Source organism: Erwinia sp. SLM-02 (assembly GCF_037450285.1).
In the GTDB taxonomy this organism is placed as follows: domain Bacteria; phylum Pseudomonadota; class Gammaproteobacteria; order Enterobacterales; family Enterobacteriaceae; genus Erwinia.
In genome coordinates, this window is record NZ_JAQISN010000002.1 from 397,852 (window position 1) to 416,183 (window position 18,332).

Annotated in this window: 14 protein-coding genes and 2 pseudogenes; 10 read left to right on the top strand and 6 right to left on the bottom strand. The window is 52.9% G+C overall.

Features of this window, described 5'->3' with window-relative positions; all coding sequences use genetic code 11:
* Window positions 1-9: 9 nt before the first annotated feature.
* The 4 genes from PGH32_RS15020 to PGH32_RS15035 form a co-directional block, all read right to left on the bottom strand.
* Window positions 10-1,044, bottom strand: a complete 1,035-nt coding sequence (locus PGH32_RS15020) for a tartrate dehydrogenase (protein WP_337894444.1) — start codon at window positions 1,042-1,044, stop codon at window positions 10-12.
* A gap of 13 nt (window positions 1,045-1,057) precedes the next feature.
* Window positions 1,058-2,020: a WD40 repeat domain-containing protein gene (locus PGH32_RS15025; RefSeq protein ID WP_443112786.1), complete on the bottom strand. Its 963-nt coding sequence runs from the start codon at window positions 2,018-2,020 to the stop codon at window positions 1,058-1,060.
* 55 nt (window positions 2,021-2,075) lie between these two features.
* A complete protein-coding gene (locus tag PGH32_RS15030) occupies window positions 2,076-2,537 on the bottom strand; it encodes a heme-degrading domain-containing protein (protein ID WP_314417853.1) in 462 nt (153 codons plus the stop codon).
* 160 nt (window positions 2,538-2,697) lie between these two features.
* Window positions 2,698-3,618: a LysR family transcriptional regulator gene (locus PGH32_RS15035; RefSeq protein WP_314417851.1), complete on the bottom strand. Its 921-nt coding sequence runs from the start codon at window positions 3,616-3,618 to the stop codon at window positions 2,698-2,700.
* Window positions 3,619-3,785: 167 nt separating this feature from the next.
* On the opposite strand from PGH32_RS15035, the gene PGH32_RS15040 reads away from it, so the two are divergent.
* Window positions 3,786-4,175: a tautomerase family protein gene (locus PGH32_RS15040; RefSeq protein ID WP_314417850.1), complete on the top strand. Its 390-nt coding sequence runs from the start codon at window positions 3,786-3,788 to the stop codon at window positions 4,173-4,175.
* 49 nt (window positions 4,176-4,224) lie between these two features.
* Here the strand turns inward: PGH32_RS15040 and PGH32_RS15045 are convergent, their stop codons facing one another.
* A complete protein-coding gene (locus PGH32_RS15045; protein WP_443112787.1) occupies window positions 4,225-5,376 on the bottom strand; it encodes a porin in 1,152 nt (383 codons plus the stop codon).
* Between the two features lie 960 nt (window positions 5,377-6,336).
* On the opposite strand from PGH32_RS15045, the gene opgB reads away from it, so the two are divergent.
* Together opgB and ampH are read left to right on the top strand one after the other, a co-directional pair.
* Window positions 6,337-8,625, top strand: a complete 2,289-nt coding sequence (opgB, locus tag PGH32_RS15050; RefSeq protein WP_337894637.1) for a phosphatidylglycerol--membrane-oligosaccharide glycerophosphotransferase — start codon at window positions 6,337-6,339, stop codon at window positions 8,623-8,625.
* Window positions 8,626-8,987: 362 nt separating this feature from the next.
* Entirely contained in the window at window positions 8,988-10,118 is a 1,131-nt protein-coding gene (gene ampH / locus PGH32_RS15055; RefSeq protein WP_314417848.1) for a D-alanyl-D-alanine-carboxypeptidase/endopeptidase AmpH, read from the top strand.
* Between the two features lie 10 nt (window positions 10,119-10,128).
* Here ampH and PGH32_RS15060 read toward each other — a convergent pair whose 3' ends face one another.
* Entirely contained in the window at window positions 10,129-10,440 is a 312-nt protein-coding gene (locus PGH32_RS15060; RefSeq protein WP_314417847.1) for a helix-turn-helix domain-containing protein, read from the bottom strand.
* Between the two features lie 121 nt (window positions 10,441-10,561).
* On the opposite strand from PGH32_RS15060, the gene PGH32_RS15065 reads away from it, so the two are divergent.
* From PGH32_RS15065 to cutC, 7 genes and pseudogenes are all read left to right on the top strand, one after another.
* Entirely contained in the window at window positions 10,562-10,819 is a 258-nt protein-coding gene (locus PGH32_RS15065; RefSeq protein ID WP_314417845.1) for a helix-turn-helix domain-containing protein, read from the top strand.
* A 114-nt stretch (window positions 10,820-10,933) separates the two neighbouring features.
* Window positions 10,934-11,194 (top strand): helix-turn-helix domain-containing protein, encoded by a 261-nt coding sequence (locus tag PGH32_RS15070; protein ID WP_314417843.1) that lies wholly within the window; start codon window positions 10,934-10,936, stop codon window positions 11,192-11,194.
* 173 nt (window positions 11,195-11,367) lie between these two features.
* Entirely contained in the window at window positions 11,368-12,186 is an 819-nt protein-coding gene (gene nlpA, locus PGH32_RS15075) for a lipoprotein NlpA (protein WP_443112788.1), read from the top strand.
* A 306-nt stretch (window positions 12,187-12,492) separates the two neighbouring features.
* A complete protein-coding gene (locus tag PGH32_RS15080; RefSeq protein WP_337894446.1) occupies window positions 12,493-13,290 on the top strand; it encodes a winged helix-turn-helix domain-containing protein in 798 nt (265 codons plus the stop codon).
* Window positions 13,287-13,805 (top strand): FidL-like protein, encoded by a 519-nt coding sequence (locus PGH32_RS15085; protein ID WP_314417838.1) that lies wholly within the window; start codon window positions 13,287-13,289, stop codon window positions 13,803-13,805. The genes PGH32_RS15080 and PGH32_RS15085 overlap by 4 nt, the downstream gene beginning before the upstream one ends.
* A gap of 501 nt (window positions 13,806-14,306) precedes the next feature.
* Window positions 14,307-15,674, top strand: a pseudogene (locus PGH32_RS15090) (acetaldehyde dehydrogenase (acetylating)); the annotation flags it as partial.
* A gap of 251 nt (window positions 15,675-15,925) precedes the next feature.
* Window positions 15,926-18,304: pseudogene (gene cutC, locus PGH32_RS15095) on the top strand (choline trimethylamine-lyase); the annotation flags it as partial.
* Window positions 18,305-18,332 lie beyond the last annotated feature (28 nt).

The following is an 18,332-nucleotide window of genomic DNA, read 5'->3' on the forward strand; positions in this document are numbered from 1 at the left end:
TGATTGATATCAGATAGCGGCAATCACCGCCGCGGTGATTTCCGCCGTTGTTAAACCACCGTTCACTTTCGCTTCCGCCGTCACCGTTTCCACGGCGTGCAGAATGGCATCGGCCGCGTTGGTTTCCCCCAGATGCTCAAGCATCAGTGCCGCCGACCAGATCGACGCAATCGGATTGGCGATCCCCTTACCCGCGATATCCGGTGCAGAACCGTGAACCGGTTCAAACATGGAGGGCACCTCAGGGTTCGGATTGAGGTTAGCTGAAGCAGCATACCCCAGCCCGCCCTGAATCGCCGCACCCAAATCGGTCAGGATATCGCCAAACAGATTAGAGGCAACAATCACGTCCAGGGTTTCCGGGTTCATCACCATGCGGGCAGCAATCGCGTCAATATGGTAGCGCGTTACGCTCACGTCGGGATATTCACGGGCGATCTCTTCGGTCACTTCATCCCACATCACCATCGTGAACTTCTGCGCGTTGGATTTGGTCACCGACGCCAGGCGTTTGCTGCGCTTGCGGGCAGCCTCAAAGCCGAAGCGCAGGATGCGTTCAACGCCGCGGCGGGTGAAAATCGAGGTTTCAACCGCCACTTCATCCGCCGTACCCTGATGAATACGCCCCCCTGCCCCGCTGTACTCGCCTTCGGTATTTTCACGAATGCAGAGGATATCAAAATCACCTTTGCGCAGCGGACCTTCCACGCCGGGCAGCAGGCGATGGGGACGAACATTGGCAAACAGATCGAACTGCTTGCGAATCGGCAGCAGCAAACCATGAAGCGATACGCTGTCGGCGACTTTTTCCGGCCAGCCCACGGCGCCCAGCAGCACCGCATCGAACTGGCGCAGCTTATCAATACCGTCTTTCGGCATCATCTCACCGTGCTCAAGATAGTATTCGCAGGACCACGGAAAACGCTCGCCGCTGAGGGAAAAATCAAACTTCGCCGCGCTGTGCTCCAGTACCTGCCAGGCCGCGTCCGTCACATCCACGCCGATACCGTCGCCGGGGATCACCGCCACTTGATAGCTTTTCATGACTCTCCTTACGTTAATTCAGGGCAAAATAGCTCAGCACCTCACAGCCGCGGCCGACCGACGGCGTGGCAATGACCTGCATGCTGGCCACATCGATCACGCTTAGCGTGCCGTCGTCTTCATTGGCGATCAGCAGCTGGCTGTTATCCGGGCTGAAGCAGCCATCCATGGGTTTATGGCCGACGGCAATCTGCCCGAGTGGATTCAGGGTGGCATCAAACAGGCTGATAACGGGTTCATTATCGCCGATGACCACCAGCAGGGATCCATCTTCGCTGAAGCGGGTAATTTGTGCTGCTTTATTGTGGCCGTCCAGCGGCAGATGCTGCCGAATACGGTGGCTCTGCGCATCAACCACATACAGCAGCGGCCGCCGTGCATCGGTGGCGACCAGATAGGGATAAAGTGGGGAAGCGGCGATACCGTTAATCGGCCCCGGCATCAGAATATTATCAAGCACTTCCCCCCTGCCGTTGGCCAGCCCCACCACGGTTATCGTTGCATCCTCTTCATTATCCGTGAACAGTTTCCGCCCCGAAGGCAGGATGGTGAGACGATGACTGTTGTAGGAGGTCAGCGGAATATGACCGATCATGCGTTCGATTTCCGGGTCGAGTATCAGAATCGTCGCGCTGTTTTCACAGCACATATAGACGTAGCCATCGCTTCCCAGCCGCCCGGTGTGGGGCGACTCCAGCGGGCTGATGTCGATAAACCCCGTCAGCTCGCGCGATATCAGGTCGATCACCGCAATTTTATGGCCGGGATGGGGGTTGTCACCGTGAATGCCATCACCGTAAATCGGCACCCAGGCCTTACGCTGTTTGGGCAGGATCAGTAACTCATGGGGGCGGGGCGGAAAGGCGTTAAGCTCGCGCTCTACGGCAAAGGTCTGCGGGTGGAGAAACAGGACATTGCTGCCCTGCTTATCAACGGCAATCAGGCCGAATCGGCGATCGGTTAGCGTCATACACATTCCCCTTATCGTTATCACACCATAAGGGTAGTTCATCCGGCTACACGACGACGGCTCAGAGCACCTGCTGAATGGCCCAGACGGCCAGCGCGTGGTCCTCGTGAGAAGGCAGGCCGCTGACGGTGACCGTGCCTATCACTCCGCCGTTGCCCAACAAGATCGGGAAACTGCCGCCGCTGTCGGTGTAGCGCTCGGGATCCATATAGTTCATCTCAGACATCGGAGTACCCTGCGACTTATTCAGCTCCTGAGTGTAAAGGGAGGAATGCGCATTACGCAGCACGGTATGGCGCTTACGTGCAATCCACTCAAGGTTCTCTGCGCTGGAGCCACTCAGCGACGTACTGAACAATACCTGCCCAAACGCGAAGACTTCGATGGCGACCGGCATTTTCTCTTTGACGGCGCGCTCGCGGATCAGCGAACCGATTTTCCAGGCGGTATCAAAATCAAACTGGCTGACGCGAACGGTGGCTTCCTGCTGTAACAGCGTTTCAAGGCTGGGAATGGCTGACATATAAACATCTCCGGCAAGTTTGACGAAATAAGGCTTGCAGGATAAATGAATTTATTTTTTCAACAAATCACAAAAGGAAATAAATATTTTATTTGAGAGGCGGATCAATAATTTTATGCAACCGGTGGCAATCAGCCCCTCTTCCCTTTAAGCGACAGGTTTATGCGGCAGAAAAAGCCGCCCTCAGCCAGTGAATAAACCCGCTGACCGCACGCGGAACCTGAGCAGACCAGGGCCGCACAACGTAGAGCATATCGGCAAAAGCCCCAACGGTTTGCCACTGCGGCAGAAGCTGTATCAGCCTGCCTTCTTTTAAGGCCGTTTGTGCGCTGAAATCAGGCAACAGCGCAATTCCCAGCCCCTCCAGCGCCGCATCACGAATGGATTCGCTGTTGTTGGTGGCAAAAGGCCCGCTGACGTTAACCGCCAGTCTTTCCCCCCCGGCAAGAGGCTGGAAGGTCCAGCGGGGAGGCTCCACGCCGCGTGGATAATACAGACACTGATGCTCACTCAGGGACGACGGCGTCTCAGGCGTGCCGTAGCGCGCCAGATAGTCCGGGGAAGCGACCACCAGCGCATGAGTGCTGCACAGCGGAAGCGCCACGTGCGTCTCCGGCAGCGTATTGCTGTGCCGGATTGCCAGATCGAACCCTTCACTCGCAAGGGAAACCAGCCTGTCGGACACCTCCAGCTGCACCCTGACCTGCGGATGTTCGCGCAAAAAAGCGGTGATATGCGGCACCAGCTGCTGGCGGGCAAACGCCACCGGCGCGGTGACCCGCACCAGTCCACGCAGCGGTCCGGCGGAATCCCGCACGCTGAAAAAGCTCTGTTCAATCTGGGCAAACGGCGCACGGAGATCGTCCACCAGCTTTTCACCCGCGCTGGTCAACCGCACGCTGCGCGTGGTTCGCGTCACCAGGGGCACACCCGCCAGCTGCTCAAGCTCTTTAATCTTCTGCGACATCGCCGCCTTGCTGACTTCCAGGCGATCGGCCGCGGCGGTAAAGCTGCCCTGTTCGGCCAGCACCGTCAGCCAGTGCAGATGGGTCCACAGCGCATCGGTCTTCAGCTCTTTCATATCAATTGTTCACTATAGTAAATAATCATTTCAAGTATAGCGCTTTTTCCCGACGGAATTTATGGGTAAATTTATCCCCAGAGACGAGCAGGACACGCTGAGAGCTTGACTAAAAAGCACAGCGCTCCAGCCCGATAAATCCAGCAACAGAGAGTGTCGAGGTTATTATGCCATTACTGCAATTTGATGTTATTCAGGGCCGTTCCGAGTCAGAGCTGAAAACGCTGCTGGATGCCGCGCACCGTGCAGTGCTGGCGGCATTTAACGTCCCGGAGCGCGATCGCTACCAGATTGTTCATGAAAACAAAGGCTATCAGATGGTATTTGAGGATACCGGCCTGGGTTTACAGCGTACCGATAATCTGGTGATGGTGCGGGTATTTACCAGCCCGCGCAGCAGCGAGCAAAAACAGTTCTTTATGGCGGAACTGTGCCGCGAATTTCAGGAAAGCTGCGGGATTTTGCCATCGGATGTGATGATCACATTCATCACTAATGAAAAAGGTGACTGGAGCTTCGGTAACGGCGTGGCGCAGTACCTGACCGGTGAACTGTAAGACGTAAACAATCAAGAAGCTCCCCGACTGTCGCCGGGGAGCCGATAAATCAGAAGTCGTAGCGCAGGCGCACCAGGTTCATATCACCCAGATTGTCGGTGCTTGAGGTAAAGACGTGCTCATAGTCAACACGGAAGCCGTAGTCCAGCTTGAACGTCACGCCCAGGCCGTTGTCGATACGTTTGTAGTTACGGCCGGTCACGTACTCCAGACGGTCACCCATCACATACGGCATCACTGACTTAAGTCCGTACTGCTGCACCGGAATGGTATAACCCGCCAGGTATTCAATACCCCACGCATCACCGGCAAAGTAGTTGTGAACGTTAGCCTGCTTGGTGGTCAGGAAATTATCATACCAGCCACCGCCGGCGGTGAAGGTCCAGTTATCCGGCGTCCAGCTCAGTGCCGTACCGAAGATATTTTGATCGTAGGATTTATCATCGCCGTTGCCAGGATTGCGCATTTCAGCGCGAGTATAGTTCCATGCAGTACCCCAGGTCAGATCTTTAGTGATGTGGTAGTCCACACCCAGCGAGCCGCCGCCCTGACGTTTGTAACGCAGGCCATTACCCGGCAGGTACTCATTGTCGGAGAACAGATAGGACGCGTAAAAGTCGGTATCGCCGAAGGTGTTTTTGTATTTAAGCATTTTGCGGCTACGATAAGAGCCATCGTAGTCACCATTAATCCCGTTACCCGACGCCTGGCCCAGCATGTCGTAGTCCCAGATATCGGTTTTAGCGCCGACAACATCGTAGTAGACGCTGTTCTGCTGACCAAAGGTCAACTGGCCCCAGGTCGCACTCTTCAGGCCGGTATACAGCATACGACGCGACGTATTATTAGCACCGTCAGCATGGTGGTTATCCCAGTCAAACAGCGCAGGGATGTTCACGCCCAGTTCATAGTAGCTAATCCAGCTAATATCATCGAAGAGATAATAATCAGCGGCGAAGCGAAAACGCGTTCCGCCATCAAACCCGTTACGCTTATAGGAACCTTTGTCGCCGTCGCCGGTCATATTGTTAAACTGAGGTCGGATACTGCCGCCCACGGTGAAGTTAAGGCGGCTGAGCGGGTCACCCGCCTGAGGATCCTGTTTTAAAAGGGTTATTTCCGCATTTGCGGCAAAAGAGGCGCTTCCAACAACCAGCCCCAGAGTCACTGCCTGAGCAAGCAAACGTGTTTTTATTAACATCTTGTATTCCTGTGTAATATTAAAATAAATATTGAACGAAATATTACCCTGAAAGGATAAATTTAAAATATATCAATATTATTGTTTTGTGCTATTTCGCGAGAAAATTAATCAATAATTGATTTCAATATATTTCAAACACGATCCAATTAACCATTTTGTGCTTATTATCTATACCTTAGTTAAACAATAAGTATTGTTTCCAGGGTTTAAAACCTTACGCCACCCATCCGGGCTGCGGCTTAGCGAGACGCTACTCGTTACCAGTAAAATCGTTGACTGAAGTCAGTTCCCCTCCATCGGGCACCGGGCACCGGGCATCGCCTGCTCCTTCATCCCCGTGCAAGGCCGCCGCTAAGGCCTGGGCATGAAACATATCCGGGCGCTTTTCTGCGGTTCAGAATGGCCAACATGGGGCAGCGAGATGTCTGTCATTGCTGATTATCACAAACGATAATTTTAACAGTCACGAAACACAGCAGGAGGAGGGTTATACAATATCAGGGGTGACTTCCCGCAGCAGGCAGTCCAGCCCGACGGGTGGAAATCTAAAGAGCGTTGAGAATGTGAGCCATCTCTGAAATTTGCAACTCTTGCCGACAGAGTGGAAAGATAAGCAACGTTTACTCATACGTCCGCGCCACGCCACGCTACATCGGTGCCACAGGACACGGCAAAATAGTGAAATTCGCTAATCACCTGAAAAGAGGCGCGTTTAACCCGCCTTCATCCTGTTTTTTCCTGAAGATGCTTTGCTTAACATTAGTTACGTTTCCCCCATGTGAAGTTAAACAGAAGCTAAACAGACAGGCTTGAAGGGGCCTGCTGGCCACATTTCACTGTCACCCCCAATTATTGCCAGAGATAATTCGCTGCGTTAAATTAATTCGTTAACTCTAATCATTTCATCTCGCCGCTACCTGACAGGGATTGCGTCACTTACAGGGTAAAATCGATCCAATGGTTTCAGAATGGTTATCTTTATTATTATTTATTGCTTCTGCTGCCCTTTACACCTGGAAGGCCGGGCAACATAAGCTATGGTTTTCTGCCGTACTGGCGCTGCTGGGTATCTATATCGTCCTTAATGCTTCACTTTTCGCGAGTAATTATTTTACCGGTGAAGGAATTAACGATGCGGTTATCTATACGATTACCAGTAGCCTGAGTGGCGCCGGATTACAAAAATATATCATGCCAGCCGCTGGCCTGATTTTAAGTTTATTATTGCTGTTCTTGTTTTTATCCTGGGTTTTACGTCTGCGGAAGAACCATAACTACAGCAAGCTGTACAGCCTTCTGGCACTGGTCCTGGCGGTCGCCTCCATTAAAACAACCCCGGCGTACCAGCAGGTGAGCGATCTGATAAAATCACAGATCGGCAAAGGCGACTCCGACTTTTACAGCCACTATAAGGTGCCAGGAAAAAGCCTGCGCGGCGATCGCCCTAACCTTGTCTATATTTATGCTGAAAGTCTGGAACGCACCTACTTTGACGACACGGCCTTCCCTCGCCTGGCTCCGGAGCTGAACCGCATCAAAGCGGATTCGCTTGATTTCAGCAACACGGAACAACTTCCCGGCACCGAATATACCATTGCTGGCATCGTCGCTTCACAGTGTGGCATTCCGCTGTTTGCGCCGTTTGACGGCAATGCTTCCAGCTCGCTTTCCACCTTCTATCCGCAAAACGTGTGCCTGGGTGACATACTCAAAGCCTCCGGCTATCAGAACTATTTCTATCAGGGCGCCAGCCTGAGCTTTGCCGGTAAAGACCTGTTCTTTACCTCCCACGGCTTTGATCATATTTACGGCTTTAACGAACTGAAAAGCGTGGTGAAAGATCCCAACTACAGAAACGACTGGGGCTGGTATGACGATACAGTGCTCGACATCGTGTTCGACAAATACCTGGAGCTGGCAAAGAAAAACCAGCCCTTCTCCCTCTTCGCTCTCACCGTGGATACGCATCATCCTGACGGATTCATCTCGCGCAGCTGCCAGAGAAAATCCTATCCTTTCGACGGAAAAGAGAATAAATCCTTTGCCGCCGTTGCCTGCGGCCAGGAACATATCGCCCGGCTGATTGAACGGATCCGCGCGACCCCGTACTTCAAAAACACCATTATCGTTGTCGGCTCCGATCACCTGGCGATGAATAACACCGCCTTTAAGTATCTGAACCAGCATGACCGCCGGGATCTGTTTTTTATGCTGCGCGGTGACAGCGTCAGCAGCAAAGTGATAACGGCCAAACGCAGCACGCTGGATAACGGAGCAACCGTGCTGGATGCCATGGGCGGTGACAACTTTATCGGGCTGGGACGCAGCTCGCTGTCATCCACATCACTCTCCGCCACCTATCTGAATATCAAAGAAAAAATCATTGAGTGGAAGCCGGACGTCATCAAGCTGTGGAACTTCCCGAAGGCCATTTCGGATTACAAAATAGACGGCGAAAAGAATACGTTCAGTTTCTCTGGCTCTCATTTCAAACTGCCGTTGCTGCTATCGGTAATGCCAAACAAAATCGAACCCAAGCTTGATGCCTATCTGGCCACGCCGCTTAAACAGCAGCTGGCAAAGTTTGCCCCGGACGAAAAGTTTGTCTGGGCGGATCGCTGCTACAAAATAGGCAGCGTGTGGGATGACTCGCTGACGCTGAACAACGGGCTGTGCGTGGCTAACGGCACGCTGAATGCGAAGCCACACATTGAACAGATCAAACCGGGGAGTACGCTGGGTAAAATCACCTTCACCCCGGCCAACAGCAGCAGCGAAGAGCAGTACCAGCGCAGCGTAACCCGCCTGCGCGTCGCAGATGCTGATTTGAAATATCGCTCAGACCGCATTCTGTTTAACCTGCCTGGGCTGCCACAGCAGGTGCTGAAAATCACCGGCCTGTCCTATGTAGAGCCGTGGGGGCGCTGGTCCGATGCCAATCTGCTTCCGCAAGTCACCATACAGTATCTGGAACCGCTGCCCGCGGAGTTCCAGCTGACGTTGACGGCTCGCGCCTTTGGTAATAATGCGCTGCGCCCGGTTATCGTCAAGGTCGGTGACTGGCAGCAGGAAATTTCGCTGGGAGAAAAAGATACCACGCTGACGCTGCAGGTCAGCAACCCATCCGGCGCGCGCAGCATCATCCTGATCCCTCCGGAACCCGCAGAATCAACGCTGGGCACGGTTGATGGCTTTGCAGCACGCAGGCTGGGCATCGGGCTGGTCGATTTACAGGTATCTCCGTAGTCGTAAATTAACGGCTCCCCAACCCGGGAGCCGTTATTCTTTCCTGAGCTAAAAAATACCCAAAGCCGATACCTACTTTTTATAAAGATGAAAAGAGTACCGCGCTGATGCTGGCCATATTTTCCCTGGTTTACGATTGCTATTTAAGAATCATCGTTGCTATCGGCGATCTTTATTTTACTGCGCGATCGACGCCGACCGGCCATGATTCCCGCCGATACGGGTAGTGACACTTTTATTCACATGAAGGGCTTGCAGTAAAAACCAAAAAAATTACTATGGCGTAGTAACCATTCACTCACAGGAAAGCCTTCCCGTTGAAATCTTTGCGCTACGCCCTACTGCTTTTGCCTGTACTTGCTATGCCATTGCAAAGCCAGGCGCAGAAATCACCCGACCCGCTGCTGGCCTCTGAACTGGTTAACCGCTATGCCGATAATATTTTCTACAATACCAAAGCCAGCGGTATGGCGATTGTCGCTATAGATGCCAACCAGCGCATCTTCGCCAGCCGCGGCGTTGCGCGGCCCGGAAGCAAACAGCCGCCAAACAAAGACTCGCTGATCCGCATCGCCTCGCTGAGTAAGCTGATGAGCAGCGAGCTGATGGTTAAACTGGCGGAAGAAGGGCGACTGAAGCTGGACGATCCGCTCAGTAAATATGCCCCGGCAGGTGCGCGCATTCCCACCTACAACGGACAGCCAATCCGGCTGATTAACCTTGCCACGCATACCAGCGGCCTGCCTCGTGAACAGCCCGGCGGTAAGGCGATGCGTCCGGTATTCACCTGGCCTACCAACAGCCAGCGGTGGGCGTGGCTGCGCACCGCTCAGCTGAAATCAGCGCCCGGCCAGGTCGCCTCCTATTCTAATTTAGCCTTTGACCTGCTGGGCGATGCCCTGGCAAAAGCCGGCGGCAAACCCTATCCGGCGCTGCTGCAGGAAAAAATCACCCGGCCGCTGGGAATGAAAGATACGACCTTTACGCCTTCTCCGGACCAGTGTGCGCGACTGATTATTCCGGCGAAAAGCCCGAGTCCGTGCAATAACTCCCTGGCGGCCATCGGCAGCGGCGGGGTCTACTCCACTCCGGATGATATGGGCCGGTGGATGCAGCAGTTCCTGTCATCGGATGTGCATACCCGCAGTGCGCAGGTAGATCGCCTGCAAACGATGATTTACCAGCGTAACCAGCTGACAAAAGTAGAAGGTATGGATGTTCCTGGACGCGCCGACGCGCTCGGGATGGGGTGGGTTTATATGGGGCCGCGCGAAGGCAGGCCGGGGATAATTGAAAAAACCGGCGGCGGTGGGGGCTTTATCACCTACATGGCGATGGTGCCGCAATACAGCGTAGGCGTGTTTATTGTTGTTGCCCGTTCGAATGAGACTCGCTTTACCCCAATGAGTGACGGCGTAAACAATCTGCTTACCGAGATGATTGGTAACACATCAGGCAGTGCCCAGCTGGCTGCCAGCATCATGGCAAACTGATAGCCGGTCTCTATTTGCCTGAATCCCTTTTACCGTTGGGGTTCTCATCCGCTATGGCGTCGCCGTGGGCGCGGCGGATGAGCTTCTCACGTGGCAACAAACGCCCGCGTTTATCATAGTAGCGGCTGGGCCAGATTTCCGATGGGTGCATATCCAGAGCGGCAGCAATAATAAACTCTCCCTTAGGCCACGGCTTTTTCAAGGCATTCGCCAGCGTTCCCGAGCTCAGACCCGCCTCACGCGAAAGCGCCGCCAGAGAGTTTTTACGTTTTTTTATCGCGGCAATAATATCCGCACTGTGCATATCCTGTCGTTTCATCATCGCTTCCTCTGCATATCGATAATTTCCTGCCTCACGCCCAATCTAACACTAAGCATTACTTAGTACAATTTGCATTAACAACTAAGAAAATCCCGTTAATTGTTTCGATACCGGGATTATTATGCTGGCACATCGTTTGAAAGAAGCTCGTCTGAGAAAAGGGCTATCACAGCAGAAGCTGGGGGTTTTAGCACAAATTGACGAGGCCACAGCCAGTGCTCGCATGAACCAGTACGAACGCGGTATTCACATGCCTGATTTTGAACTGGTCTGCCGACTGGCCGTTATCCTGGACGTGCCATCCTGCTACTTTTATACCGTAGAAGATGAACTTGCCAGACTGGTGCTGGCCTGGCACTTACAGCATAAATCACACTGAAGATCGCTGTGCTCGTCCTGTTGCACCTTCTGGTAAACAGGCTAAGTTCTACTTAGTACATTTTACTCGAGCGGCTAAGAGAATCCTGTTATCTGTTCAGAAGTCAGGATCGACATGCTGCCACACCGTTTAAAACAAGCGCGAACCAGGATGGGAATATCGCAGCAAAAACTGGGAATTTTAGCGGGAATTGATGAAGCCACCGCCAGTACCCGAATGAACCAGTACGAACGCGGTATTCATACGCCTGATTTTGAGTTAGTTTGCCGCCTGGCGGCAATCCTCAACGTGCCCTCATGCTATTTTTACACGCAGGAGGATGCGCTGGCCGACATTGTGCGGTGCTGGTACGAGCGCCATAACGACGTAAACTGACACTCCTTTCAGCAACATTCTCCCTGCACACGCGAAGCCTCTTCCCATCTCGTTACGCTTACATCATCTGATTATAAGTTGTGCTTTTTTATCATATAGCCGGGCAGTTGACTCAGTCGCAGAATTACGGTTATTTGACAGCCTTCTACCTCGTTGAATTCAGGGAATATATCGTGTTTAAGCCAGTCATAACTCGTTCAGTTACTACCTCTGCACTGCTGCTGGGTCTGCTGCTCAGCGGCTGCGACCAAAAGGCCGCCGACAGCCATCATATTAAGGTGGGCGTGATCAACGGTGCGGAACAGGATGTGGCAGAAGTTGCTAAAACGGTCGCCAAAGAAAAATACGGGCTGGATGTTGAACTGGTGGGCTTCAGCGGTTCCCTGCTGCCTAATGAACCTACGGCAGGCGGTGACCTGGATGCCAATGTTTTCCAGCATCGTCCCTTCCTGGAACAGGATAACAAGGCGCACGGTTATAAACTGGTTGCCGTCGGTAACACGTTTGTCTTCCCGATGGCGGGCTACTCCAAAAAAATTAAAACCGTCAGCGAGCTCAAGGATGGCGACACCATTGCGATCCCGAACGATGCCACCAACCTGGGTCGTGCGCTGCTGCTGCTGCAGAAAGAAAAGCTGATTACGCTCAAGCCCGATACCGGCCTGCTGCCTACCGCCGTGGACATCACCGCTAACCCACTGCATCTGAAAATTATGGAACTGGAGGGCGCACAGCTCCCTCGCCTGCTGGATGATGCCAAAGTGACGGTGGCTATTATCAGCACCACCTACATTCAGCAAACCGGGTTAAATCCGGTGCGTGACAGCGTGTTTATTGAGGATAAACAGTCACCTTACGTCAATATCATCGTCACGCGCGAAGAAAATAATGATGCGGAAAACGTTCGTGACTTTATTAAATCCTATCAGTCACCGGAAGTGGCAGCCGCGGCGGATAAAATCTTCAACGGTGGTGCCGTTGCCGGCTGGTAAGCCGCCTTTTTCTTCATATTCACACCGATGGCGCTGTAAGTCGTTCAGATTACTAAAACCAGATATTTGTGAAAAACTACACAGTATTTGGATAATCTTCAGCGACGCCGCATGCCGTTGATCGCGATCAATAAGGATCATACCTGCACATCGGTATGATCCTGCACGTAAACAGAATTCATAATCTGAAACCGCTTTTCCAGCCTCGTTTCCGACCATTTTCAACCACAGAGTTCCTGATTGAGACACGGGTAAGCAATTTTATCATGACATTGCTTAATGCCAGGCAACACGGATGAGCTGCCAATGCGATATAACATTAACGCCAGCCTTATTTATGACGCCGCAGACGGAACGCTTACGCTGCCGGACAGCCCGAATCCGGACACTCAACTCTCGATAACCGCCAGCACGCTGCTGTTCTTCTTTCTGCAGCATCAGGACATCATCAGCCGGGATGAGGTGCTAAAAAAGGTATGGGATGATAATGGATTGACGTCATCTAACAGCAATCTCAATCAGTATCTCAGCATGCTGCGCAAAACCTTTCGCCACTACGGGATAGAAAATATCATTCTGACGATTTCGCGGGGCAATCTGCAGCTGAATCCGGATATCGTCATTGAGCCGCTGCATGACCTTCTCCTTGAGCCAGCGCGGGCGGCAGACAGCCCTGCGCAGACTCATACTGTGGCCACCGTGGCGGAAATACCTTTGGCACAGGGCATCCGGAAAATTCACTGGAATGTGGCCAGCGCTGCGCTGCTTATTTTATCGCTGCTGATGCTTCCTCTGGCCTTAATTAACCGATTCAATCCGACTTTCATTGAGCCACTGCTCCTTTCAAACGAAGGATGTGAACTTATGGGTACGCCGGATATGATCGGATCGGTGGCGACTCTGAACTACGAAAAGAACTTCGCCAGCGTTTTAAAACGACTAAACCTGACCTGTAATCCGGGTCAGCGATACATTTTTTCCTACGGCGATAAATTACAAACCCGAGGGCTGGGGCGTGTTTTCCTCGCTCACTGTGCCATTCAAGATGATATTCCCTACGGCTACTGTGATAACTATTTTTATTACTCATGGGAACCCCAATGAAATTTTATCCAAAGCCTTTTTTTGCTTTTTCGCTACTGGTATTTAGCGCATCAGCAGCATTTACCGGCTGGCACCTGATGCCGGGGGGATCTTCAGCGCTCCTGGACTGTTCCGCACGGGTCATTATGCGCTTTGAAAATATGGAAAAAGAAAACGTTAACGGCTCGGTTCACTTCAACTTCGGCCCCAAAGGTGAAGGCTCCATGGTGGTGGAAGGCTATACCGACTCAGACCAGGGTTCCCTCTATCTGCAGCGCTATGTCAAATTTACCTACAGCGTCAGGCGCATCTCCGCAGCGGAAAATCATTACCGGGTCACCCGGTGGCAGGCCAGCGCCTCCTCCATCGACAGATCGCCTGATATTATTTTCGACTATTTTATGCGTGAAATGTCCGATAGCCGCGACGGCCTGTTTTTGAATGCGCGAAGACTGAGCAGCAAAGCCGTACTGTTCAGTTCAATCAACTCACCGTTATATATCTGCACCCTGAAACCCGGTAGTACATTCAACTAATTTCCCCCGCCTCCCCGTTTAACGCTGCTGCTGAAAAACAGCACGTTATGTATTTATCATCGCGATGCCTCTGACGCTGAAATATGCGCTACGCCACAGTTTTATGAGCGGTTGTCTTTACTCGCATTCAAATCATTAGCATCCGGCTAACAAAGTGATATCCCGCCCCAGTCGCTAAAAAATACGCGGATTTAATCGTCTACGAATTAATAAAAAAACAGTGCAGACAGATAAATACACGGGATATACGGAATAAAAATCAGACTAAAAAACTAAAAACACCAGTAATCCGAATTTAAATTTTGATTTTCGCCTCGAAGGCTATAGTGGAGCCAGGAACATTCGTTGCACATTTTTACCGCAATGTAACCGGCGCTCTTCATGCTGTGAATCGGCACGCGCTTCACCGTGCATCCCCGCGGCGGTAGTGAATTTATCGCCCGGGAGCAGCAACCTGATGCGCCCGGTTTTCTTTTTTTCAGCCTGATTAAGGATAAACTGATGATCACGATGGATAAGGATTTACTATCCCGGCAAAACGCTCGGGACCTGGTACGCAGTGCTAAGAAAGCGCAGGCGGTTCTGGCCACATTTTCACAGCAGCAGATTGATGCCATCGTAAAAAATGTTGCTCAGGCAGCGGCGGCCCAGGCCGAACCTCTGGCAAGACTGGCCTGTGAAGAAACGGGGTTCGGTAACTGGCAGGATAAAGTACTGAAGAATACTTTTGCCTCGCAGTTTCTATATGAATCGATTAAAGACATGAAAACCGTGGGCATCATCCATGAAGACCACGACAAAAAAGTGATGGATGTCGGCGTCCCTCTGGGCGTGATTTGCGCCCTGGTCCCCTCCACGAATCCCACCTCAACAATTTTCTACAAAAGCATTATTGCGCTGAAATCCGGCAACGGCATCGTCTTCTCTCCGCACCCTGGCGCGCGTGAATGCAGCTGGAAAGCGATAGAAATCGTCAAACATGCCGCTGAAGAAGCGGGCGCACCGGCAGGGATCGTCAGCGGTATCACCGAACTGACGCTGGAAGCCACCCAGGAGCTGATGCGCAGCAAAGACGTCTCCCTGATTCTCGCTACCGGTGGGGAAGGCATGGTACGCGCGGCCTATGCGTCTGGTACACCGACGATCAGCGGTGGCCCGGGTAACGGTCCGGCATTTATCGAACGCACCGCGGATGTACATCAGGCGGTAAAAGATATCATCACCAGTAAAACATTCGACAACGGGGTCATCTGCGCTTCCGAGCAGTCAATTATCGTTGAACGCTGCATCTGGGACGAGGTTCAGCGCGAGCTTAAGACTCAGGGTGCATACTTTATGAATGAAGAGGAGAGTGCAAAAATCTCCGCTCTGCTGATGCGCGCCAATAATACTATCAATCCGGAAACGGTCGGGAAAACGGCGCTGACCGTCAGCCAGATGGCGGGCTTCAGCGTGCCAACCAATACCCGCGTATTAGTCTCTCTGCAGACCGTTGTCTCAAAACAAAACCCTTTCTCACGGGAAAAACTGTGCCCGGTCCTTGGACTGTATGTGGAAGAGGACTGGAAATCTGCCTGCGATCGCGTAGTTGAACTGTTGAACAATGAAGGCCTGGGCCACACGCTGGTGCTGCATACCCAGAACCAGGAAGTTATCCGGCAGTTCAGTCTGGAAAAACCCGTACACCGCATTCTCATTAACACCCCGGCGGCCCTGGGGGCCATTGGAGCCACCACCAACCTCACTCCGGCCCTGACGCTGGGCTGCGGAGCCGTGGGTGGCGGCTCGACTTCCGATAACGTTGGGCCGATGAATCTGCTCAACATCCGCAAAGTGGGCTTCGGCGTCCGCTCTATCGAAGACTTACGTCATTCATAAACTCGCGTTATTTACGCCCGATAACACCGGGTGCCTGTCAATACACACTCTGGACCACGGTCACCGGCACGCAAGGTGACCCTGAACGCGGGCACGCTGGGTGCCCGTATTCAGACCGACTGGAATAGATTCAGGAGAGAAATATGGAACATGATACTTTAATCACTCCGGCACAAAAAAAGACCATTAAGCAGAGCTTCAGCGCCTCAACTCCGGCAGCGGTTCAGCCGACCGCTGAGCCGGTTGAAGGACTGTCTCCACGGCTGCAATACCTGCGCAAGCATTACCTTGAAGCGCGCCCGAGCGTGTCTATATATCGCGCACTGGCTTTCACCGAGGTGGTGAAAAATAATCCCGGGCTGCCGGTCATCCTGCTGCGCGCCAAGGCCTTTCGTCACGCCTGCGAAACCGCGCCCATCCTCATTCAGGACCAGGAGCTGATTGTCGGTCACCCCTGCGGTAAGCCTCGTGCCGGTGCCTTCTCGCCGGATATCGCCTGGCGCTGGGTGCGCGACGAACTGGATACCATGAGCACGCGCCCACAGGATCCGTTCGTCATCAGCGAAGAAGACAAAAAAATTATTCGTGAAGAAATCGTGCCCTTCTGGGAAGGCCGTTCTCTGGATGAAATCTGTGAAGCGCAGTATCGCGAAGCGGGCGTCTGGTCATTCAGCGGCGAAACCTTCGTCAGCGATCTCTCCTACCATCAGATTAACGGCGGCGGTGATACCTGCCCGGGCTACGACGTGCTGCTGTTTACCAAGGGGATGAACGGCATCAAAGCAGATGCCGAAGCGCATCTGGCAGCGCTGAGCATGGAAAACCCGGAGGATATCGATCGCATTTACTTCTACAAGGCGGCCATTGAAACCTGCACCGGCGTTGTTAACTACGCCCGGCGCATTGCCGCGCACGCCTCTGAACTGGCGGCAGCGGAGAAAGATCCGCAGCGTAAAGCCGAACTGCTGAATATCGCGCAGGTTAACGAAAATGTTCCGGCTAACCCACCCAAAACGCTGCAGGAAGCGCTGCAAAGCATCTGGACCGTAGAATCACTGTTTGAAGTGGAAGAAAACCAGACCGGCCTGTCCCTTGGTCGTCTCGATCAATACTGCTACCCGATGTATGAAGCCGATATCCGTGAAGGACGCCTCACCGAAGAGACGGCACTGGAGATGATGGAAGCCTTTATCATCAAATGTGCTGAACTGATGTGGATGTCCAGCGAAGCCGGTGCGAAATACTTTGCCGGTTATCAGCCTTTTATCAACCTGACGGTCGGTGGGCAGAAACGCGCTGGCGGAGATGCCTGTAACGACCTGACCTATCTGATTATGGATGCGGTGCGATTCGTTAAAGTCTATCAGCCGTCGCTGGCCTGCCGCATTCACAATCAGTCCCCGCAGAAATACATGGAAAAAATTGTCGACGTGGTGAAAGCGGGAATGGGCTTCCCGGCCTGTCACTTCGATGATTCGCATATCCGCATGATGCTGCGTAAAGGGTTTGATTTCGAAGATGCGCGCGATTATTGCCTGATGGGCTGCGTGGAACCGCAAAAATCCGGGCGCATCTATCAGTGGACTTCCACCGGCTATACCCAATGGCCAATGGCGATTGAGTTTGTCCTCAACCGGGGACGCATGGTGCTGTTTGACAGCCATCAGGGTCTGGATACCGGCGATCTACGCGAGTTGCGTACCTTTGAACAGTTCGATGCCGCCGTTAAGCAGCAGGTGGAGCATATCGTTCGCCTCTCGGCTATCGGCACCGTTATCAGCCAGCGCGTGCACCGCGATGTGGCGCCAAAACCGCTCATGTCGCTGCTGGTAGAGGGTTGCATGGAGAGCGGGAAAGACGTGGCCGCAGGCGGTGCGATGATTAACCACGGCCCAGGCCTGATCTTCTCCGGGCTGGCAACCTACGTCGACTCCATGGCGGCCATTCGTAAACTGGTTTACGAAGACAAAAAATACACGCTGGAGCAGATACGTGATGCGCTACTGGCGAACTTCGAAGGTTACGAGGCTTTACGCCGCGACTGTCTGAATGCGCCGAAATACGGCAATGATGACAACTACGTTGACCAGTACGCCACCGATATCACCGAGTGGACCGAGAAAGAGTGTCGTAAGTACGACATGCTCTACTCCACCCTCAGCCACGGTACGCTGTCGATCTCTAACAATACGCCAATTGGTGAGCTGACCAACGCCACGCCTAACGGCCGCCTCGCCTGGATGCCGCTGTCTGACGGCATCAGCCCGACTCAGGGTGCGGACAAACAGGGACCAACGGCAATCATTAAATCCGTCAGCAAAATGAACGTGGAAACCATGAACATCGGCATGGTGCACAACTTCAAGTTCCTGAAAGGCCTGCTCGATACGCCAGAAGGCCGCACTGGCTTAATTACGCTGCTTCGCACCGCCTCTATTATGGGTAACGGCCAGATGCAGTTCAGCTACGTCGATAATGAGGTACTGAAAAAAGCCCAGCAGGAGCCTGAAAAATACCGTGACCTGATTGTTCGCGTCGCCGGCTACAGCGCCTACTTCGTTGAGCTGTGCAAGGAAGTCCAGGATGAAATTATCAGCCGCACGGTAATTGAAAAATTCTGAGAATAAATCACAGGGAAGAGAAATGAAC